The 22,543-nt window shown below is 44.2% G+C and carries 18 protein-coding genes; 11 read left to right on the forward strand and 7 right to left on the reverse strand.

The window, feature by feature from the left end:
- The first annotated feature begins 373 nt into the window (after positions 1 to 373).
- Complete coding sequence (locus L0J61_RS01490; protein ID WP_301464551.1) at positions 374 to 1,396, forward strand: serine hydrolase; 1,023 nt, start codon at positions 374 to 376, stop codon at positions 1,394 to 1,396.
- A 110-nt stretch (positions 1,397 to 1,506) separates the two neighbouring features.
- On the forward strand, positions 1,507 to 2,172 hold the full coding sequence (locus L0J61_RS01495) for a thiamine phosphate synthase (protein WP_301464552.1): 666 nt from the start codon (positions 1,507 to 1,509) through the stop codon (positions 2,170 to 2,172).
- 66 nt (positions 2,173 to 2,238) lie between these two features.
- Here the strand turns inward: L0J61_RS01495 and L0J61_RS01500 are convergent, their stop codons facing one another.
- Complete coding sequence (locus L0J61_RS01500; protein ID WP_301464553.1) at positions 2,239 to 2,568, reverse strand: TraR/DksA C4-type zinc finger protein; 330 nt, start codon at positions 2,566 to 2,568, stop codon at positions 2,239 to 2,241.
- Positions 2,569 to 3,018: 450 nt separating this feature from the next.
- On the opposite strand from L0J61_RS01500, the gene L0J61_RS01505 reads away from it, so the two are divergent.
- The 5 genes from L0J61_RS01505 to ruvB all read left to right on the forward strand — a co-directional run bounded on the left by L0J61_RS01505 (position 3,019) and on the right by ruvB (position 8,401).
- A complete protein-coding gene (locus L0J61_RS01505; protein ID WP_301464554.1) occupies positions 3,019 to 4,221 on the forward strand; it encodes a phosphoglycerate kinase in 1,203 nt (400 codons plus the stop codon).
- Positions 4,222 to 4,494: 273 nt separating this feature from the next.
- Positions 4,495 to 4,881 carry a hypothetical protein gene (locus L0J61_RS01510; protein WP_301464555.1) on the forward strand — a complete coding sequence of 129 codons (387 nt, stop codon included), beginning with the start codon at positions 4,495 to 4,497 and terminating at the stop codon, positions 4,879 to 4,881.
- A 486-nt stretch (positions 4,882 to 5,367) separates the two neighbouring features.
- Positions 5,368 to 6,405 (forward strand): class II fructose-bisphosphate aldolase, encoded by a 1,038-nt coding sequence (fba, locus tag L0J61_RS01515; RefSeq protein ID WP_301464556.1) that lies wholly within the window; start codon positions 5,368 to 5,370, stop codon positions 6,403 to 6,405.
- Positions 6,406 to 6,582: 177 nt separating this feature from the next.
- A complete protein-coding gene (ruvA, locus tag L0J61_RS01520) occupies positions 6,583 to 7,206 on the forward strand; it encodes a Holliday junction branch migration protein RuvA (protein ID WP_301464557.1) in 624 nt (207 codons plus the stop codon).
- Between the two features lie 214 nt (positions 7,207 to 7,420).
- Complete coding sequence (ruvB, locus tag L0J61_RS01525; protein WP_301464566.1) at positions 7,421 to 8,401, forward strand: Holliday junction branch migration DNA helicase RuvB; 981 nt, start codon at positions 7,421 to 7,423, stop codon at positions 8,399 to 8,401.
- Positions 8,402 to 8,567: 166 nt separating this feature from the next.
- Here the strand turns inward: ruvB and L0J61_RS01530 are convergent, their stop codons facing one another.
- From L0J61_RS01530 to L0J61_RS01550, 5 genes are all read right to left on the reverse strand, one after another.
- Positions 8,568 to 9,992: an FAD-binding oxidoreductase gene (locus L0J61_RS01530; RefSeq protein WP_301464558.1), complete on the reverse strand. Its 1,425-nt coding sequence runs from the start codon at positions 9,990 to 9,992 to the stop codon at positions 8,568 to 8,570.
- Between the two features lie 163 nt (positions 9,993 to 10,155).
- Positions 10,156 to 11,814 (reverse strand): AarF/ABC1/UbiB kinase family protein, encoded by a 1,659-nt coding sequence (locus tag L0J61_RS01535; RefSeq protein WP_301464567.1) that lies wholly within the window; start codon positions 11,812 to 11,814, stop codon positions 10,156 to 10,158.
- Positions 11,815 to 11,929: 115 nt separating this feature from the next.
- Entirely contained in the window at positions 11,930 to 12,634 is a 705-nt protein-coding gene (locus L0J61_RS01540) for an SCP2 domain-containing protein (protein ID WP_301464559.1), read from the reverse strand.
- Between the two features lie 116 nt (positions 12,635 to 12,750).
- Complete coding sequence (gene ubiE / locus L0J61_RS01545) at positions 12,751 to 13,626, reverse strand: bifunctional demethylmenaquinone methyltransferase/2-methoxy-6-polyprenyl-1,4-benzoquinol methylase UbiE (protein WP_301464568.1); 876 nt, start codon at positions 13,624 to 13,626, stop codon at positions 12,751 to 12,753.
- Positions 13,627 to 14,010: 384 nt separating this feature from the next.
- On the reverse strand, positions 14,011 to 14,724 hold the full coding sequence (locus tag L0J61_RS01550; protein WP_301464560.1) for a hypothetical protein: 714 nt from the start codon (positions 14,722 to 14,724) through the stop codon (positions 14,011 to 14,013).
- A 522-nt stretch (positions 14,725 to 15,246) separates the two neighbouring features.
- Here L0J61_RS01550 and L0J61_RS01555 point away from each other — a divergent pair.
- Entirely contained in the window at positions 15,247 to 16,872 is a 1,626-nt protein-coding gene (locus tag L0J61_RS01555) for an ATPase (RefSeq protein ID WP_301464561.1), read from the forward strand.
- A gap of 475 nt (positions 16,873 to 17,347) precedes the next feature.
- Positions 17,348 to 18,955 (forward strand): inorganic phosphate transporter, encoded by a 1,608-nt coding sequence (locus L0J61_RS01560; protein ID WP_301464562.1) that lies wholly within the window; start codon positions 17,348 to 17,350, stop codon positions 18,953 to 18,955.
- Between the two features lie 196 nt (positions 18,956 to 19,151).
- Here L0J61_RS01560 and L0J61_RS01565 read toward each other — a convergent pair whose 3' ends face one another.
- Positions 19,152 to 20,783 (reverse strand): aminotransferase class I/II-fold pyridoxal phosphate-dependent enzyme, encoded by a 1,632-nt coding sequence (locus L0J61_RS01565; RefSeq protein WP_301464563.1) that lies wholly within the window; start codon positions 20,781 to 20,783, stop codon positions 19,152 to 19,154.
- Between the two features lie 519 nt (positions 20,784 to 21,302).
- On the opposite strand from L0J61_RS01565, the gene msrB reads away from it, so the two are divergent.
- On the forward strand, positions 21,303 to 21,728 hold the full coding sequence (gene msrB, locus L0J61_RS01570) for a peptide-methionine (R)-S-oxide reductase MsrB (RefSeq protein WP_301464564.1): 426 nt from the start codon (positions 21,303 to 21,305) through the stop codon (positions 21,726 to 21,728).
- 321 nt (positions 21,729 to 22,049) lie between these two features.
- Complete coding sequence (locus tag L0J61_RS01575; protein ID WP_301464565.1) at positions 22,050 to 22,535, forward strand: glutathione peroxidase; 486 nt, start codon at positions 22,050 to 22,052, stop codon at positions 22,533 to 22,535.
- The last annotated feature ends 8 nt before the right edge of the window (positions 22,536 to 22,543 follow it).

Below are 22,543 nucleotides of genomic sequence, written 5' to 3' on the forward strand. Positions count from 1 at the left end.
ACTATAAAAGAAGTCACTACATTAGTAAGAAAAATCACTAAGACTAAATGACAAATAAAAATTAGTCTAAGCCATTTTTTAGTGTTTGGATATACAAAACACTGCTAGTATATAGAAAAGAGAGAGAAGTAGGGCTTGATAGTAATGTGTATTGCTGAAATGTGAATCAATGTTTCTATAATATCAATTTGATGTAGCAAAAATTGAACGGAGCCAAAATGAGCCATTAAATCAGTTTGATACATTAAAATTGAAAGCAAACCGTGCTACACTAAAAATACAAAAACTCTATACGAGTAATTACAAACACATTTATCTACGTTTTTGACGTCAGAAACTATTTACGGCGTAATAGGCGACAGCAGGAGACAAAATGAAGCAACTACCGTTAACCAAACAGCAATTGATCGCTGCTATGATTTCATTGGGTTTGGGCAGTGTTGCACAAGCCGCACTTACGATTAATGGTAGCCCTGACAGTGGTTCTAGTGCCCGAATTGGCTGGGGCGGCGTGGACAATCTATCTGAAGCGCGCAATATTATGTACCAGTCTGACAGCTCTGGTACGACTAACATGACCAACACCAATCGCTACAACACGACATATCGTGGCGACTTCGGTAGTAGTGACATGATACCGATCAGCACCGCCTCACGTAGTGTCGCCGTTATCGATGCTGAAACTGGAGAGTCAATCTACGAAAAAGACGCGGATATTGCACGTCCGATGGCCAGTATTACTAAAATCATGACGGCCATGGTGGTCTTGGATGCTGGTCTTGATATGCGTGAGGAGCTCAAACTTGATCCAGAAGATTTTGTCGGTCCTAAGCGTGCCAGCTCGCGTCTAAAGTCTGGTGATCGTTTGAACCGCGCTGAAATGCTATTAATGTCGCTCATGAAGTCAGAAAACCCAGCTGCGAAAAGTTTGGCTCGCAACTACCCAGGTGGCTACAGTGCTTTCATGCGTGCGATGAATCGCAAGGCTCAAGACTTGGGAATGACCACGGCCTTCTTTGGTGATCCGACCGGTCTTGATAAGCGCAACGTTGCGTCGTCAACTGACTTGGTTAAAATGGTACGTGCGGCTGGTAATTATGATGTGATTCGCCGATTCTCTACCACCAAGAGTTACGACTTTTACGTATCTAACTACTCAAGTGGTAATCGCACCTACAAAGCCAACAACACCAGTAGCTTGATTCGTGCAGGTGGTTATCCAATTGGTATTTCAAAAACAGGTTTCATTAACGAAGCGGGTCGTTGCGTCGTCATGGAAACCCGAGTCAATAACCGTCCAGCCATTATTGTCATTTTAGGTGCGAATAGCTCAGCCACTCGTTGGGGTGATGCTAAAAACATTCTAAACAGTTTGGCAACTCGTCGTACCGTATAAAATGGATGGCGCTGAAGTAGGTCGCAAAAAGAGCTGTTATGTTATATAACGGCTTTTTTTATGTCAGCTATTTTATCAATTCCTATGTTAGCGTTAAGGGTAATCAGTATATGAGTTATTTGACAAAAGCCACCACACCGCAGCTTTATTTACTTACCAACGATGATAAGTTTGAACTACTGTATCAAAAGCTCGAAACTGCGCTAGCAACAGGGCTGATTGGCTTGATACAAATCCGCCGAAAAAAAATCTTGGCGTTACCTGACGGGTCAGCGCAACTGTTCGAGGAAGCGAGAGAAATCGTTGAGTTGGCGCAGAGTCACAATGTTCCAATTGTGATGAATGACAACGTCGACATGGCTACACAGCTTGGTATTGGTGTTCATCTCGGTCAACAAGATGGCTGTGCGACCGACGCTAGGCAGTTTCTTGGGTCAGCGCAAATTGTGGGTCGCACGTGTCACGGTAGCGCGGCTTTGGTTGAAAAAGCAAAAAGCGATGGGGCAAGTTATGCTGCGATGGGTGCGATCTTTGCCTCTACTACCAAACCTAAAGCGGAGGCGATATCGCGTCAGCAGTTAGAAGCTGGTTGTCAGAAAGACATAGATATATGCGTAATCGGTGGACTAACAGCAGAAAACATTTCTAACTTGAAAGGACTACCTATCAAGTACGTGGCAGTGGTCGGTGATATTATGGACTTACCTGTAAATCAAATAGCCAAGCGTTGCCAACAGTGGCAGCAGGCGCTGTCAGATTGGAATGCGCCTGCTTGATGACTGGTGTGTGCTGGTACGATCTACGGTACCAAAAAGCAGTACTGAGATAAAGGCAACTACTATTTATTCGGCGTGCTCCATGCACAATGTCGCGTAGGGTAGAGCCTCTAAACGTTTTTCTTCGATTGGTTCGGCGCAGACTTCGCATTCACCGTAGGTTTCGTTTTCGACACGGCTTAGCGCATTCTCTACGTAGATTAAGCTTTGACGTGCTTCGCCTAATAGGTTTTTGCGCATGTCGTTTTGACGGTAAGAGATGGCCTGATCATCCCAGTGCTCATTGAGGTCATCTTGAGGGTTTTGGATATGGTCTTCAATTTTATCGATTCGCTCTTCGTATTCTGCTTTTAGTTTTAGTAGATTTTGTTTGGCAGCGGTTGGGTCAATACTCATTGTTGTCTCCTAAGTGGTTTTTATTATTTCACTTTAATTGTTATTAGCAGGCACTGCACCTTCGATTACTTTTTATTTAAGCAACATATTATTTAAGCAACATAGCTGTCTAAGTAATATGAGATGTGTATTTAGCGCAGTGCATACTGCCATCATATATTAGTCCAATCGTTAAGTACCACCACGAAATGTTACTGCTCTTTGTTGACATATTTATAGATAGATTAAAGGGTTAGTGGAATTTAACCTTGTTTTATAGGATTAAAGGCCAGGTTCTTTATCAGAACTTATTAGAAAGCTGATAGAATATAGAGCATTCAGTTTTTGCTGACCCAGTGCTATAAGGTATTCACCAAAGCAGCTGTTTTAGACATTTAATCAGTAACATTCAGTAGTGCTGATTAAGCCACCAAATGTAATTATCTATAAATAATGCCATAGGAGCAGGTAATGAATTTTTTGCGTATGAGTGAAATGGACTTAACGGACAAAATTGTGTTGATTCGAGAAGATTTGAATGTGCCTATTAAAGACGGTAAAGTTACCAGCGATGCACGCCTGCAAGCCAGTCTTCCTACCATTAATACAGCACTCGAAAAAGGTGCTGCGGTTATTGTTTGTTCACATTTGGGTCGTCCAGTTGAAGGCAGTCCTGAGTCGATATATTCCTTAGCGCCTGTCGCGGACTATTTGAGCGATAAATTGGCAGCGCCTGTCAGCTTAAACGATGACTATCTTACGGATGGCGTATCCATCAAATCTGGCGAGGTAGTTTTGTTAGAAAACGTGCGCTTCAATGAAGGTGAAAAGAAAAACAATGCAGATTTGGCAAAAAAATATGCTGATTTATGCGATGTTTTCGTAATGGATGCCTTTGGTACGGCGCATCGGGCACAAGCATCAACTGAAGGTGTAACACAGGCCATGCGTCAGGCAGGAAAAACAGTATGTGCAGGTTCTTTACTGGCAGCTGAGCTGGATGCGCTAAGTTTAGCGTTAGAAACACCAGCGCAGCCAATGATTGCCATCGTTGGTGGTTCGAAGGTATCGACCAAGCTTGAAGTGCTTCATAGCTTGGCAGAAGTATGTACGCAAATCATCGTTGGTGGTGGTATTGCCAACACTTTCCTTGCGGCACAAGGTCATAGTGTAGGCGCTTCATTATATGAAGCAGATTTGCTATATACGGCTCGTGATATCATGAGTAAAACGGATATTTTATTGCCTGAATATGTCGTTGTCGCTGATAAGGGCGATATTGATTTCGCTGATTTCACGGGCTCATTGCAACAAGCGACAGCGACGATTAAATCAGTTGATGCCATTGGCGACAATGATATGATATTAGATATTGCACCAGAAAGTGCTGAGCAGCTGGCTGATGCAATCGTCAATGCGAAAACCATCTTATGGAATGGACCAGTGGGTGTTTTTGAAGTGGATTCCTTTGGTCAAGGCACCCAAATATTGGCCGCTGCTGTAAAAGACAGTAAAGGTTTTTCAATTGCCGGCGGCGGTGATACGCTAGCGGCAATCGATAAATATCAAGTAGCTGACGGTGTCAGCTATATGTCAACAGGCGGTGGTGCGTTCTTGGAGTTTGTTGAAGGGAAAGTACTTCCAGCAGTTGCTGCTCTACAAATAGAAGCATAAGTAATAAACGATACTCAATATATTAGTAACATTAGATATACAGCTCTTGAAAAGCATCTAGGGTAATCTGTGCAATCATGATGACAGTTGTCGTTTTCTGCACTTACTGACAATTTGTGAAAATCAATAACTGTCGTTCGTTAGCTTAAGTTGCTCATTATCAAGCAACTATATATTCAATGTAATGAAAATTATTATTTCATGTCTCGTTTGTACTCTATAAAATAGTGCAACCATATATTTTGGCATGTTTAATTTTACGAGAGGTTTATTATGTTAAAACGTCATTTGTTACTTGCTAGCATCGTTGCTGGTACTTTTGCTATCACTGCATGTAGCCCACAAACTGAAGAGAAAGCTGAAGCTGTTGTTGATTCTGCTGGCGATGATATTGCTGCTAGTGCTGAAGAAGTCGCTGCTGAAACTGAAGCTGTTGTTGGCGACGCTGAAGCTGCTGCACAAGATGCTGGTGCTGAGGCTGCTGAAGGCGCTGAAAATGCCGGTGACGCCGCTACTAATGCTTTAGAGAGCACTGGTGATGCTATCGCCGATACTGCTAGTGAAGCTGTTGAAGGTGCTGCTTCAGCGGTTGCTGACGGTGCTGGCGACGTAGCTGACGGCGCAGATGAAGTTGCTGTTGAAGCAGAGCAACAGTACTAATCAACGTTGCAGTTGACTCATTGGTACGCTACTGAGTGAGTTTGACAGTAACTCTATAAGCCTTTATTTTGCTGAAAAAGCCTTGGTGATTGCCAAGGCTTTTTGCATTCTCGTACTTCTCTCAAAAATATGGTTGTCGGCAACTTTTCTCACTTTAGTCTCTACTATTTAACTCTGGTCTCTACCATCTAAACGGTGGCGCGCTTTAGGTTATTTCCGCAATTCATCTTATATTTATCTCATCAACCTCATGTCGACGAAAATATAAACACCGATATCTCTATAAATTATTGGGCAACTGCTACGAAGACAAGGCAGTTTTTGCTATAATCAGCGCGTGGTAATAGTCCTCAAACACTATTGGCTTTATGTTGGGTTATAGGGCCTTGAAGCCTATGCCAGAACAGGTTTGGGTGAATTATCCTAAGAGCTAGTACTTCAGTAGCTACTTCACATACGCTTAAAAATTCAATAAGAGAATATTTCATGGCTTTAATATCGTTACGTCAGCTTCTAGATCACGCAGCCGAACACAACTACGGCGTCCCTGCTTTCAACGTCAACAATTTAGAGCAGATGCGTGCCATTATGATGGCGGCAGATGCTTGTGACTCACCTGTCATCGTGCAAGCCAGTGCTGGCGCTCGCAAATATGCAGGTTCAGCATTCTTACGCCATTTGATTATTGCTGCTATTGAAGAGTGGCCTCATATTCCGGTGGTGATGCATCAAGATCATGGTATGTCACCAGCTATTTGCCAACGTTCAATTCAGTCGGGTTTTTCGTCAGTGATGATGGACGGTTCACTGGGTGAAGATGGCAAAACACCAATGGATTATGACTATAATGCTAGTGTGACTCGAGAAGTGGTAAAAATGGCACATGCGTGTGGTGTATCTGTTGAAGGTGAAATTGGATGTTTAGGCAGCCTAGAAACAGGTATGGCAGGTGAAGAGGACGGCTCTGGTGCAGAAGGTGTGTTGGGTCATGAACAGCTTTTGACCAGTGCTGATGAAGCCGAAGCATTCGTTAAAGATACCAGTGTTGACGCGCTGGCCATTGCCATTGGCACCAGTCATGGCGCTTATAAGTTTACCCGTCCACCAACGGGTGACATACTTTCTATCGAGCGTGTTAAAGAGATTCATGCGCGTATTCCGAATACTCATCTTGTCATGCATGGGTCATCATCTGTACCTCAAGAGTGGCTTAAAGTTATCAATGACAATGGCGGTGATATCAGTGAGACTTATGGTGTACCCGTTGAGCAGATTGTTGAAGCTATCAAACATGGGGTACGTAAGGTGAATATCGATACGGACTTGCGTTTGGCGTCAACAGGCGCCATCCGTGAATTCTTGGCACAGAACCCAAGCGAGTTTGATCCTCGTAAGTATTTCAAGGCGTCAATGGTAGCGATGTCTGATATCTGTACTAATCGCTTTGAGGCTTTTGGCTCTGCTGGTCAAGCACACAAAATCCGCCCAATTAGCCTTGAAGGCATGGTGGACTTTTATAATTAAGCACTGCTGTTAAAACATTGATTGTGTTTCAAAAGTGCGTTTATTATCGATAAGCAGACAGACGTTGCTTTTTTGTGCCGCTTATTTTCGGCTACTCATTCTAGGGTATGTCCTCATTTTGAAAAAGAGGGTGTGTCATAGAATGGTTTATTTTATATTGATGACAGGTGATGGACTATGATCGGATTGATCACGGGGCAAGTAACGTATCTGATGGCGCCGACTGCTTGTATTTTGACAGCATCAGGTGTGGGCTATGATATTGAGCTCCCATTGCCATCATTTTGTCAGCTACAGCTGGACCAGCAAGCGAGAATCTGGACACACTTTCATGTGCGTGAAGATGCGCAACTGCTCTATGGTTTCATTGATAGAAAAGAGCGAGAAGTATTTCGACAGCTGATTAAAATCAATGGTGTTGGTGCGAAAATGGCACTGGCTATGTTGTCTGCAATGTCGGCGTCTGAGCTCAAAATGCATGTTGAGCAGGAGTCAGAGAGTGCTTTGACTCGTATTCCGGGCATCGGTAAAAAAACGGCACAACGTTTATTGATTGAGTTAAAAGACAAGCTGAAAGATATCGAAGTTGATCCAGACTCCGCAGCACTGATTGCTGAACCAGATGCGGGGGCTAATGGAGGTAGTATTATCGCTGAAGTTGAAGGTGCGCTGATTAGCCTAGGATACAAGGAAAAAGAAGCACAGCAAGCCATTAAGGCTGCTCAAAGCAGTGGCGATAGTTTTGCTGATACCCAAGGTTTGTTGAAGGCAACATTGCAGCAGCTATCAGGCTTTAAGTAGATTAAGCTTGGGTACTTGCTGAGAGCCACCAGTGAGGATAAGCAAATAAGCGACATCAAATAAGCGACATAAGGTGTCGCTTATTTTTATTTTAGACTGTGCTTTATCTGCTTTGTACTTTATGATGTTTTGTATGACTTATAAGTAGCGTTTGGTTATGTTAGTGATCATCTACTACAGCCCCTAATATTTCAATATAATGATAGAGCCTATGATGCAAGATCGTTTAATTAATCCGCTAGAGGGTGCAGGTGATGCACCTGATTCCAATATTCGCCCAGCATTGTTGGCTGAGTACATTGGTCAGCCGGTCGTGCGTGAGCAGATGGAAGTGTTTATCGGTGCAGCACGTGGTCGTGCGGAAGCATTAGATCACACACTCATCTTTGGTCCACCGGGTTTGGGTAAAACGACGCTTGCTAATATTATTGCTCGTGAAATGGGCGGTAATCTGCGCTCGACATCAGGGCCTGTCCTTGAGCGCCCTGGAGATTTAGCAGCGATGCTGACCAATCTAGAGGAGGGTGATGTACTCTTTATCGATGAGATCCATCGGTTGAGCTCGGTTATCGAAGAGATACTGTATCCAGCGATGGAAGATTTTCAGTTGGATATCATGATTGGTGAAGGGCCTGCTGCGCGATCTATCAAGCTTGACTTGCCGCCATTTACATTGGTTGCAGCAACCACTCGGGCAGGGCTCTTGACCTCACCATTACGGGATCGTTTTGGTATCGTGCAACGTCTTGAGTTTTATAATATCACTGATTTGACCACGATTGTCACTCGTGCAGCGCGATTGATGCGCTTACCGATGAGTGAAGATGGTGCAGTAGAGATTGCGCGCCGTGCGCGTGGTACGCCAAGGATTGCCAATCGATTGTTGCGCCGTGTGCGTGACTATGCTGAAGTCAAAGGTGACGGTAGTATCAACGGTTCGATCGCAGGTAGTGCACTGGATATGCTGGCAGTGGATAGACGTGGTTTAGATCATTTGGATAGACGTTATATTGAAATATTGCAAGAGCGTTTTGATGGTGGACCTGCAGGCGTTGAAGCCGTAGCAGCAGCAATGGCTGAAGATCGTGGCACGCTAGAAGACGTGATTGAACCGTATTTGATACAGCAAGGCTATGTATTGCGTACCGCTCGTGGACGAGTATTGACACAAATGGCGATTGACCAGATGTTATAACTATTCATCTCGCTTTCTGTACCCAGTAATGCACTAAAAAATGCGACTGCTTTTAATGAAGATATTAAAAGCAGTCGCATTTTTTAGTTTGAGTTTTTTTGTGGTAATAAAGTGGTTGGCATTGAAAATAATGCGGTTTAAAATAAGCACTGTTAATAATTAAGATTTAGAGTGCAGGCCATATTTTCCCAGGGTTTAAAATATTTTTCGGGTCAAGTGCCGACTTGATGGCTTGCATCAGCCCCAAGGCATTGCCATGCTCCTGCTGCATATATTTTTTCTTACCTTGACCGATACCATGCTCGCCTGTACAAGTACCATCCATTTCAATAGCACGTATTGCGAGACGGCTGATGATGCCATCGGCGGCAGCAAGTTCCTCTGGGTTGTTAGTATCCACTAACAATAACACATGAAAATTACCATCACCCACATGTCCGACGATAGGAGCTATCATGCCCGCTGCTTCGATATCTTTTGCCGTTTCGCTAACACATTCTGCTAACCGTGAAATGGGTACGCAAGCATCTGTTGATAAAGCACTGGCTTCAGGGCGTAGAGCACAGCTGGCATGGTAGGCGTTGTGTCTGGCTTGCCACAGACGTTTACGCTCAGTTTCGTTGGTATCCCACGCAAAATCATGACCGTTGAATTCTTCGATGATTTCGCTAAATATGTCCGCTTGTTCCGCCACGCTGGCATCAGTGCCGTGGAACTCCACAAACAAGGTAGGTGTCTCAGTGAGATTGAGATTGGCATATTGATTGCAGGCTCTGATTTGCATGGCATCGAGCAGCTCAATACGTGCAATGGGTAAGCACATTTGAATGGTTAACATCACTGCTTGGCAGGCGTCCTCGATCGTTGGGAAGTGACAAATACCACTACCAACGCATTCGCTAATACCAAACAGTTTGAGCGTGACTTCTGTGACGATACCAAGCGTGCCCTCTGAGCCTATCATTAAGCGAGTCAGGTCATATCCTGCTGCCGACTTTTTGGCACGTGTCCCTGTCCGGACAATCTCTCCGCTAGCAGTAACCACTTCAAGCGCAAGTACCACATCTTTCATGGTGCCATAGCGTACCGCATTAGTGCCTGATGCGCGGGTGGCGACCATGCCACCGATACTGGCGTTGGCACCCGGATCTATGGGAAAGAACAACCCTGTATCACGTAAATAATGATTCAATTGCTCGCGTGTCACGCCAGGCTGTACAGTAACGGTGAGATCTTCATTATTGACTTGTATGATGGAGTCTAGGGCATGCATGTCGATACATAAACCGCCATGTGGCGCGTTCAGCTGACCTTCTAAAGAGGAGCCAATACCGAAGGCAATCACTGGCATCTGATACTGACTACAGATTTCAACAGCAGCAGCGACCTCGTGTTTGTCTTGCACAGTTAATACTGCATCTGGCGGCTGATTGGTCAGCCAAGTCATGGTATGGCCGTGCTGTTCACGTATAGTAGCATTGGTACTGAGCTGTTTGCCAAAGCGTTCTTGCAAGGCAGCGATGGCAAGTGTGTAGTCGGCCGCCTCGTTAGTCTCTGAGCTAGAGGCTGGTGTAGGGGATAGGGTTGGCATAAACAACTCCGAGAGAGAATTTTGCTTTAACGCTATGTTGTGATGTTATGTTTTGACGCTACACGGTCGACTCGATTTGAAAATAATACGAGGTAAACGAGTGTAGATATATCTCTAATACTTCAAACGAGGTTAACGCGGTAATACCTTTATCGTGGAATGATTATAACAAAATACGCCAAATAACGGCTAATATAGCTAATAGATAAAAGATAGGGGCGAGCCAGCCTACTTGTGTACCAATCGCGATAAAAATAGCAAAACCTGTGAGAGCTAACCAGTCACGGCGACGGTCATTGAGCATGTCAGCACGAATCTGCTGTATCTCTCGTAGCTGACTGTCTTGGCGTGATCCTTGTGAAGCGAGGCTTTGCAGGCCTTGATCCAGCAGCTTAGGAATATCAGTGGTCGATAATAAAATCTCTGGCAACTCTTGACGCAGCTGTTGTAAGTTACGCATCGGGTCGAGCTGCTCTTTAATCCAACTGCTGAGGATGGGCTTGGCAAGCGACCAAATGTCGAGATCAGGATACAGTTCACGACCCAGTCCTTCTACATGTACTAAGGTTTTAAGCAAGAGCATCAACTGTGGTGGAATGCTCATGTGGTGGCGGCGGGCGATATCCAAAATCTGCATTAAAACGCCTGCAAAGTCGATATCATTAATGGATTTTTGCAACATTGGGCCGACGGTGCGTTTCATATCACGCATCAGTGCATGCTTGTCGGCATTCGGTGGTATCCAACCAGCCCTGCTTACTATATCAACCATCGCTGTGAAGTTATTATTCATCACCGCGAGTAGCATCCGTGCCACAATGAGCTGATCTTCTTTCGACAGCGTTCCCATGATGGCACAGTCGAGCCCGATATAGCGCGGCTCATGACCTAAATCAACCGCCGTCATATCTGCGCTTAGCGTTTTAACAGGCGGCGTTTCTACAAATACATTGCCTGGGTGCATATCGGCATGAAAGAAGTTATCGCGAAAAACTTGGGTGAAAAATATGGTTAAGCCCTTTTCTGCCAATGCGGCACGGTCATAGCCTAACTGATCGAAAACTTCTATTTGTGAAATAGGAACACCTTGAATACGTTCCATCACCATGACATTTTTGGCTGCGTCATAGACTTCAGGCACATATATCAGTGCCGAGCCCAAAAAATTATTGCGCATTTGCGTGGTGTTGTCTGCCTCTAATGTCAAATCTAACTCATTGAGCATGACTTGCCGATAGTCTTCGACGATATCTATGATATGTATGGCACGTGCTGCTTCGATACGCGCGGATGCCCAGCTTGCCAATTCGCGAAGTAGTTCAAAGTCAGAAATGATCGTCGCGCGAATATCAGGGCGAACGACTTTTACCACTACTTCACGACCATCGTGCATAGCGGCGGTATGTACCTGAGCGATAGAGGCTGCCGCTAGCGGTTTGACGTCAAAACGAGCGAACAGTGCATCGATAGACTGATTGAGACCATGTTTGCGATCTTGGATTTGAGTGATGGCAACATCAGCGTCAAAAGGTTTGACTTTGTCTTGTAGCTGAACCAGCTGTTCGATGATCTCAGGCGGCACCAAGTCTCGACGTGTCGAGAGCAGCTGACCTAGCTTTAAAAATAGCGTGCCCATATCTTCGAGTGCATACTTAATGGCATTTGGCTGATGCTCTTTGCCCCAAGCTGCCCAATGAGTGCGAATTAAGCGTGCCAAAGGTTGCAATTGTGGCACTTCTTCGGTGGGGAGGTGGGTATCAATGCGATACATTGCGGCGATACGCCAGAGCTCACGTAGTCGGGCATGGTGGGATAATAGCATGGGGTATGGGTACTCTAAAAATTCGTAAATCGGGTAGCTGCAGAACGCAAGCTGTGTTTGGCTATCATTCATACTGGTCAGTGTTTATCAGTATCTGCTATAACACTGACAAGAACTATTGGTGAAACGAGTTATTAATAAAACGGACTTGTTCTTCTTTAATAGCGGCCAGTTTGGCTTCTTCACGCTCGACATCAGCACGCAGCTTTAGCAGCTGTTGTTTGAGGTTGTTAACCTCTTCAAGTTCGATGGGGTCTGGTGTGCTATTGCCTGCCACGTCATTGGCCCAGTCGCTGACGTCATCAAACGCACGTTTGGCACTGTGACGCCAGCTGCCTTTCAGTTGCGATATGAGCAGGTGCAGTTGACTGGCCATTGGCTTACCAATGAACGGCTCTAACTGTCCAGCAACATCAGGGTCAAAACCTGATACAAGTTGTTTGAGGTGCATCAGCACTTTGTAATCACCAGCGATAGGCAGGTTGCCCTCAGTGCCACGCATGAGATTGAGCAGTTGTGCGGCATTGTCCACAGTAATCACACAGTCTGGTCGACTATGACCGATACGCGCACGCTCCATACTGGCTTTTTGGCGTTCATCCATATGACCGTTGGACTCAAACACGCTATCCATGGAAACGGGCTCAAAACGTAATCGTTCATGAGTAAAAAGCACGTCCAAATGAAGCTCAGGCATACCCATATCCAGTCGTAATACTTTACCAGCCAGCGGTGCCAAACCTGCTTTCGTAATTTCGTCACTAGCAATGGCAAGGTTAATCAGCTTCTCGGCACCAGCCAAAAGTAAGACAGTTAGCATAAAGCTCTCGCATATTTGGTTGAGCGCCTATGATATATGACAGGCGCAGAGTTCATGAAGGATCGTGATATTACAACTATTGGATATTCGCTAGATGTGCTTCGTTTGGCTCAATATTACGCTTTAAAGCCACGGTGCACAGCGACAATACCTGCAGTCAAGTTGTGATAATCACAGTTTTCGAAGCCTGCTTGTTGCATCATTTGCTTCAGTGTTTGTTGATCAGGGTGCATGCGAATCGACTCTGCCAGATACTGATAGCTCTCAGAATCATTGGCAATGAGCTTGCCCATCACGGGTAACGCAGTGAATGAATACAAATCGTAAGCCTTCGACAGTGGCTCAAATACAGGTTTTGAGAACTCCAAAATCAATAAACGACCACCTGGCTTGAGGACGCGATACATAGATTTTAAAGCAGCATCCTTGTCAGTCACGTTACGTAGACCAAAGCTGATGGTTATCAAGTCAAAACTTTCATCATCAAAAGGAGCTAGCGTTTCTGCATTGGCTAAGACAAAGTCCACATTATTACAGCCAGCGTTGATAAGACGCTCACGACCGACTTCCAACATGGCAGCGTTGATGTCTGATAACACAACATGACCTTGCTTACCAACCTCACGGCTAAATACTTTGGCTAAATCTCCTGTGCCACCAGCGATATCAAGCACGTGTTGACCCGCTCGCACGCCTGATAAGCTAATCGCATAACGCTTCCATAGACGATGAATACCAAAAGACATCAAGTCGTTCATGATGTCATATTTTTTGGCAACTGAGGTGAAAACATCGGCCACGCGCGCTTGTTTTTCTGCTTTATTAACCGTCTTGTACCCAAAGTGCGTTTGCTCATTACCATCGGTGTCAGCTGTATGAGGGTTGTTTATATCATCACGTTGATTGAATAGTGTTTGCTTGGTGGTCTGTGTATTTGCAGATGAGACGTCTGCACTGTTAAAGTCGTTTTTACTGGTATTATGATTTGGCATAGTCGTTTGTTGGCCTTGCGGCGTTCCGGTTGGTAAATCTTGGACTTGAGTAAAGTCGCTGTTGTCGCTGTTATTGCTGCCAATATGAATTGGTCTGTCAGGTACAGCGCTTTGACGTGCTTGCGCAGTGATGCTTTGATTGGTGTTGATACTGTCTTTGATTAGCTTATCTTGCAAATCAACATGATGAGTGGCCGCGCTATCAAGGTCAGTATTATTATTTGAGTTATTGGTCATGGCATTGTCCTATTGATTATCCGGGCAAGATAGAAATGCTTGGTGATAACAAATTTGGCTTGGCAAACAACCGCTTAATGGTCGTTTGTTATTAGTTATCCAAAGTAATAGCTATTATAGATACAGTTATCTTCTTGAGATATTAATCTATGATACATTAAATGCCACTGGGTTACCGTCATTATCGCTCGCATGAACCTGATCAATAATCTCTTTCTCACGCTCACAAAAAGGTTCGATAAAATGACTCACACTTTTTAGTGGCTTCATCGCTTTAAAACCAGTATCAATAAAGTCGTATAGCGGCTGGAAGTTATAACGATAGGCAGTGCCTTTGGCCAAAGCAAATGCTTTTTTGAGCATAAATGAATTCAAGTGTTTATCCGTAAGATAGCAGACTTCTTTTAGATTGCGGATCTGTATTCGACGCTGGTCTGCTTCGTCGACAGCACGGTAGGCAGCCAGCATATTATCTTCGTTAACTGACAAGTTTTCAGCGACCAAAAATTGAGCCAAATGCAGATCTAACTCAATCGCCAAAATAGCCGCATGGATACCCATACTACCAGCTTGGAGAGCAGATTCTTTAGCCATGCGTTCTAGTTTTTGTGCTTTAGGAAGAATGCGCTCTAACTGTTTGGCCAGCAGCTTAAACTCTTCGCCACCATATAGTTGTGTCAGAAAGTAGTCTGCCATCAGGCGGTTTTTCGGTTGTTCGAATAGCTCTTTATGGGTGTGTTTAAGGCGTGCTTGTTGCCACAACTGTACCTCTTTAAGCTTGCCATCCAATGCCGTATCATGATGGTGTAGCAGTGACCAAAAGTGGTTTAGATGTTGTTGCAGGTCGGCTAAAGCTGCCATAGTAATGAATCCTGTATAGTAAGTAATGTTATTAAGGTAATTAATATTATTAAGTTGGCGATAAAGTGCTTAGGGTGACCTACCCGAGGTGTGTTGCCTGGGGTGTCTTGTCAGTCAATGCAGTTGCTTTACGAGTACGCTAACTAACTGAGGGCATTCTAATATAGTTGTCATGATTTTGCTCACCTTAAAAGAAATCAAAACAGAATACAAATGTCAAACTGTTACATAGCAAGGTCATTCCCCCAGTAAGCCGGATGTTAATGCTAAAATAACTTGTGTGTTCCATAGCCATACCGTTTAATGACCATATAATACCAAACTTAAAAATACGATTAGCTGTGTCAAAATCGCTTAGCTTACAAAGGGTAGTATTTGTACTGTTTTTTCCTGACTATTTTTCTCCTTACTATTCTAGTGTTTGTCATCGTTTAAATAGTGAGGCTTAAAATGGTTGAATGTGTTAATTGACAACACGCCCAGTTTTTGAGAGTGGTGCAACGAACGATAATGAGGACTGTCATGTCAAATAAAAAAAGTCAAAAAAAGCCCAAGCCACAAGCGGTAAGTGCGCAGTTCAGTCAGCAAGTCATCGATCAGCGTTTGACACCCAATCCGCTCAGTCAAATATCTATGGACAAAGACACACTTAGGTTGGCACTGGTCACGGCTCAATATGCCTTGCGAGCCACACGGCAAAAATCACCGCCAACTACTAATCAACCCACTGGGATTTTGGTGCTTGTCAATGGCATGGAGCAAGCTGGGAAAGGGACAGCGGTTAAACAACTTCGACAGTGGGTAGATCCTCGTTTGCTCAAAGTAGAAGCTACTATCGGTCATCGGCCATTGGCATACCAACCAATTTGGCAAGCACACACTAAGGTGCTACCGCGCCATGGTGATGTCAAAGTGTATTTTGGTAACTGGTACGCCGATTTACTATATAACGTCATGCGCATGGCCACGTCTGAACACGAAAAAGATGGCAAACAGTCAAAAGATAAACAATTACCGATTGCCAAATGGCAGGCGTACTTGCAGCAACAACTTATCAACTTAAAGCAGTTTGAGCAGGATTTGGTTGCCAATCAAACCAAGTTGCTTAAGTGCTGGTTTCATGTCGATGTTGATACCTTACAAGAGAGGCTAGAGGATGAGACGGTTGATCCACAGTTTTTGTATCAAATTGATTGGCATGATAAAAAAACCATCGAAACGTTCAACGAAGTTGCGACCGCTCTGCTTCGACAGCAAGGTGACTGGCTCGTCATCGATGGGGATGATAAATCAGAGGCTGCCAATCACTTTTGTCATGAGGTGCTAAATGCCATGCAGTATTCGCTTGCTAGCAGTAAAAAAGAAGCTAGCGAGACGGTTAATGATCAGTCTGAGAAGTTAGCAGTATTTGAGCCGGTAAAAATTCCTAAACAGCTAAAAGATATCGACGATTTAGATATCGATAAGTCTGACTATCGAGAAGCATTGGCAGAAAAACAAGCACGTCTTGCCGAGTTACTCCGCGCTCGTAAGGGTCGGCATATCGTTTTTGCTTTTGAAGGTATGGATGCAGCAGGTAAGGGTGGTGCGATCAAACGATTGGTAGCGCCGCTCGATCCACGTGAGTATCAGATATACAATATCGGTGCACCAATGCTCTACGAGTTAGAGCACCCTTATCTGTGGCGTTTTTGGACACAGCTACCAGATGAGCAAACGGATCGTATCAGTCGTATTGCTATTTTTGATCGTACTTGGTACGGGCGCGTATTGGTCGAGCGTGTGGAAGGGTTTGCTGCTGATATTGAGTGGCAGCGTGCGTATGACGAAATCAATCGGTTTGAGGCAGACTTAGCAGCAGCAGGTACTCTAGTCATTAAGTATTGGCTGGTTATCGATAAAAAAGAGCAGCTGAAGCGTTTTGAAGATCGTCAAGAAACACCGCATAAACGGTTCAAACTTACTGATGACGATTGGCGCAACCATGATAAGTGGTCAGACTATGTCCAGGCGGCTGCTGACATGCTGGCACGTACCGATACTAAGGATGCCCCATGGTGCGTCATAGCGACCAATGAAAAGCGGCAGGCACGTTTGGATGTGTTAGATCATGCGATTGAGCAACTCATATCGGTGGTTGATAGCTAGGTGATAATAGCCCACTATAAAAAAACAACGAGCTGTTTTGCCGCCACACGTAACGTGGCATTTTTTGGATATTTTTAATTGTCTTAGAATATAAGTTTTAGAGTAAAAAATTTGCCATATCAGCATGCATTGTGTGCTGATTTTTAATATAATATGCGCGTGAATTTAGGTCTACGTATTTAAAGTGGGCAGTAAGCAGGGTAAGATGCACCTTCATTTTTACATTGAACGCTATCGCTTTGATAGTAGTGGCTTTATTAGTAGTTAAAAGCTACTGAGGTTCAATAGAGTACCAGTGCAAGAGTGTTATTGCACAATCGCTAAGCCGCAAGATGCTGTAATCAGAAGATTTGGCAATATCTTGCGGCTTTGTGATATTTTCAATATGTCAGATTATGAAACGAACATCGTGATAATAGCGCAACGCTTTTAATCGATTTTAATTTGAATCAGCCTACGCAGGACGTATCAACGTATGGGTATTAGCAGCAGTTCTACAGGGTCAACCAAACCAGTTGGCTCCATGAGAATCAATCTATTTTTTGCCATTTTACTGATTGCAATGACCGCCTACTTTTTATGGTGGGGCTTAGATTACACGATGCATCAACAGATGACGCTATTTATCGTAGCAACTGCTTTTGGTGTATTTATGGCGTTCAACATCGGTGGTAACGATGTGGCCAACTCTTTTGGTACCTCTGTGGGTGCAGGCACATTGACCATCCCGCAAGCACTTGGGGTAGCGGCAGTTTTTGAAGTGTCAGGAGCAGTACTGGCAGGTGGTGAGGTGACGGATACCATTCGTAAAGGCATCGTCGATTTAGATGGTCTCACGGTAACTGCCAACCAGTTTATTTATGTCATGCTGTCAGCGCTGATTGCCGCTGCATTCTGGTTGCTGTTTGCCACTCGCAGAGGTCTGCCAGTCTCGACCACTCACTCAATCATCGGTGGTGTGGTAGGTAGTTCTATCGTATTGGGTTTTGATTTGGGTGGTAGCGCGACAGCACTTTCTACCGTCGATTGGAGTACGGTTGGTACTATCGCCATCTCTTGGGTTTTGTCGCCAGTATTGGGCGGCGTACTGGCTTATATGCTTTACGGTCAAATCAAGAAAAATATCATTGCATATAATGATCAAACAGAAGCCCATATCGTTGAGTTAAAAGCCAATAAAAAGCACTTAAAAGTTTTGCACCGAGAGTATTTAGACAGTTTGACAGAGTCTCAGCAGTTGGCGTATACCTCTGCAATGTTACGAGATCAGGAAATCTATAAAGATGACGACTGTGTCACTGAAGACTTAGAAACCGACTACTACAAAGAGCTCTATGAGATCGAACATGAGCGTAGCAACCTTGATACCCTAAAAGCGCTAAAACAATGGGTACCCATCATCGCTGCCTTAGGTGGGGCAGTCATGACTTCATTGGTCGTGTTTAAAGGTCTCAAAAACGTAAACAGTACGATCACCACGCTGCAAGGCTTTTTGATTATGGGCATGATATCGGCGCTAGTGTGGCTAGCGACCTTTATCTATACAAAAAGTATCCGTGGTAAGCATAAAGAAGACCTAACCAAGGCCACCTTTATCATGTTTAGCTGGATGCAAGTCTTTACGGCATCAGCTTTTGCCTTTAGTCATGGCTCGAACGATATTGCTAATGCTGTCGGACCCTTTGCGGCAATCATGGATGTGATCCGTACCAATGAAGTTGCTGCCCAAGCTGCTGTGCCACCAGCGGTCATGTTAACCTTTGGTGTTTCGCTGATTGTTGGACTTTGGTTTATCGGTAAAGAAGTCATTCAAACAGTCGGTACAAACTTGGCAAAAATGCATCCTGCTTCTGGTTTTTCGGCTGAATTAGCGGCTGCGGCAGTGGTCATGGGGGCATCGACGATGGGCTTGCCAGTATCGAGTACGCATACGCTTGTTGGCGCAGTGCTTGGCATCGGTATGGTTAACCGTGACACCAACTGGGCATTGATGAAACCTATTGGTTTGGCATGGGTTGTTACGTTACCAGCGGCTGGCATTATGTCTGCGATTAGCTACAATATCTTGAAACACGTCTTCTAATTCAGGCCTAAATCAAAAACTGGTTGTCGGTCGTCATTTAGTTTTTAGCTAGAGATAAATTAGTTGGAGATAGATCAGTTGGATAAACATCTGGTTAATGCCAGACAATAAAAAATGCTTATTGGCGTGATGCCGATAAGCATTTTTTTACGCAGTTTTCTCATTTTAAGCACAGCCATCTAAATGATGACAGACTCTAATCCGTACCAAACTGTTGACGCTTTTTAGCAAAGAAGCGGTCTAAGCAATCCATTGCATTTTCTAAGTCGTGTAAGTTGGGTAGGAATACCAAACGGAAATGATCGGGTTTGTCCCAGTTAAACCCTGTGCCTTGTACCATCAATACGTTTTCTTCAATCAGTAAGTCCATCATAAAGGCCATATCGTCCTCGATGGGGTAGACGGCAGGATCCATCTTTGGAAAACAATAAAACGCACCTTGTGGCATGGTACAAGAGATACCTTTGATTGCGTTAAGGCGTGAGACAGCCATTTCACGTTGCTTGTACAGACGCCCTTTATCTGATGTTAGGTCTTGCATGCTTTGATGACCGCCCATCGCTGTTTGGATGGCGTATTGCCCTTGTACGTTAGAACACAGGCGCATAGAAGCGAGCAGGTCTAAGCCTTCGATAAAGTCAGTAGCGTGATTCTTTTTACCAGACACCATCATCCAGCCGGCACGAAATCCAGCAATACGGTGAGACTTAGACAGTCCATTATATGATAGTATAAGCACGTCCTCGGTCAACGTACTCATCGGTGTGTGCTCGTGACCATCGTATAAAATCCGATCGTAAATCTCATCTGCCATGATGGTTAGGTTATGCTCTTTTGCGACATCAATAATCTGTAAAAGCAGCTCATCGCTGTACAGCGCACCCGTTGGGTTGTTGGGGTTAATAACCACGATGCCTTTGGTTTTCGAGGTGATTTTGGATTTGATATCTTCGATATCAGGGTGCCAGTTATCCTCTTCGTTACAACGGTAATGGACGGCTGTACCACCCGCTAGGTTTGTTGCAGCTGTCCAAAGTGGGTAATCAGGCATGGGGATAAGCACTTCATCACCATCGTTCATCAAAGCCTGCATGGTCATCACGATCATCTCAGACACACCATTACCAAGATAAACGTCACGTACATCAACTGCTGATAGTAACCCTTTGGACTGGTAATATTGCAAGATGGCTTTACGTGCAGAGAAAATTCCTTGTGAGTGTGAATACCCAGTTGCTTCGGGCAGATTCGTCGATACATCACGCAAAATCTCATGTGGTGCTTCTAGACCAAAGGGAGCAGGGTTGCCGACGTTGAGCTTTAATATACGTTTGCCTTCTGCTTCCATTTTATTTGCGGTTTGCAGGAGAGGACCACGAATGTCGTAGCAGACGTTTTGTAACTTCTTGGATTTTTTAATAGGATTCATAGAGTGACCACGCATAGCGTTGTTTTGTGAGTTTATATCTGGCGTTGGAGATATGGTTTTTTGATTTGAGCTTATTGCGGCACTGGGTGCGTCTGCTTGTTCTTTGTTGGCACCAACAGCTTTAGTGTCTTGCTGCGACTCTTTATCACGATTCGTTTCGGCTTGTAGTTCACCGCGTAGTAGGTAGCCTTCGCTGCAACCTAAAATACGTGCCAAAGTAGGTAGCTTAGACGACACAATGCCGTTGGTCCCCCGCTCCCAATTAGAGATAGCGCCGCGGCTAACTTTTGCTCCAGCCTCTGTCATCAGTTGTGCTAGCTGCTCGGCGGTCAATCCTTTATCACGACGAAGCTGTATCAATCGCTCAGCCTGTGTGCCTTTATTTTCATTGCCAGCCATATTTGTTCAAGCCTTTATTATTGGTGTCTAAAAAGTATCTTGGTGTCTAAAAAGTATCAGTATGCAGCGTGTCAGCTCTGCGTTGGCGCACTTACTACCTATAAAATAATGTCGTTACAAACCAAATGTCATTGCAAGATATTATTGCAATAATAATTATGATGCAAGTTTTTTTTAGTATCAATAATTTATAAAGCAAGTATAACTTGCAATTATGGTTGAATTAGCATTCCCAAGCTGGTTTTCAATAATGTGTCGCCTGTTTCTTCAATTTAAACGACACTTTCAAAATAACGATAGGCTTTAGGGTTTTTATCACTATTTTTAAAATGGAGACATGCCCTAGCGAAGATAGTAATTTTGTAATAGAAACCTTGAATATGCGATAGAACATAAAGAGATAGGGGGTATGGTATTTGGGTGCCTGAGAGTTATTGCAGTGCTTGTGATAGCGTTGCGGTGATAAAGTGCTCACAGAAGACCAAACCATACATCATCAAATATAGATAAGGAAGGATTATGCAAGATAATCAATTGAGTAAAGAAGAGATTGGTCAACTGACTGAAGATGACTGGAAGGTGCGTTTAACTGATGATGAATATCGTGTGATGCGTGAGAAGGGCACAGAGCGTCCGTTTACAGGCGTCTATAATGATGTCGATGATAAAGGTATTTACCGCTGCAAAGGTTGTGGCGCGAAACTGTTCGACGCTGATAATAAGTTTGATGCAGGCTGTGGTTGGCCAAGTTTCGACCAAGGTGTCGATAATAGCGCCATTGATGAGCACTTAGACGAGTCGTTAGGCATGCGCCGTACCGAAGTTACCTGCAGTAATTGCGATGCGCATCTGGGTCATGTATTCCCTGATGGACCACGTGAGACGACAGGTATGCGCTATTGTATCAACTCTGTCGCTATCGATTTGGACAAGTCTGACGAGTAGTCTGAAAGGTATTGTGGTCATACTATAGTTGATTCCATATAAAAGTAGTACAAGGCAACTGAGCGTAGAGGTATACCTAATACTTCAAGCGAGGTTAACGTAGTAACACTTTTACAGTTGGCTGACTATATCTGACTATCATGAAGAGGAGGTACTTGATGCTTTCTCTTCAAACTAAGAGCAGCACTGTTTATATGACTAGAATGATTTATATGGCTAGAACGATAAGGTGCTTAGCATCGATCAATCAGTCATGGCTTCTAAACACAAGCCACGAGTTTGACGCTATTATCAAATGCCACACCTATTCGAGGGTATATAATGAACACGGTTTATGACTTTACTGCTGAGCGTATGGACGGTGAATTACAGGCATTTTCTGATTACACTGATCAGGTATTATTAATCGTCAATACAGCCAGTAAGTGTGGATTTACTCCGCAGTTCGAGGGTTTAGAAGCATTGTATCAACAGTACAAAAATAAAGGCCTCGTGGTCATAGGCTTTCCTTGTAATCAATTTGGCAGTCAAGATCCAGGGAGCAATGACGAGATTGGCGCATTTTGTCAAAAAAACTATGATGTCAGCTTTCCTATGATGGCGAAGGTTGAAGTCAATGGTGAAGGTGCACATCCAATTTATACGTGGCTAAAAGCGCAAAAGGGTGGTGTACTTACTAATGGTATCAAATGGAACTTTACTAAGTTTTTACTGGATAGGAGTGGCCAAGTCGTCGCTCGCTATGCACCGACTACCAAACCAGATGCTATAAAAAAGGATATTGAGCGTGTGCTGGCTAGCGATTGAGGGGGTGG

Origin of the sequence: Psychrobacter sp. (genome assembly GCF_030457785.1) — a bacterium.
Lineage (GTDB): Bacteria > Pseudomonadota > Gammaproteobacteria > Pseudomonadales > Moraxellaceae > Psychrobacter.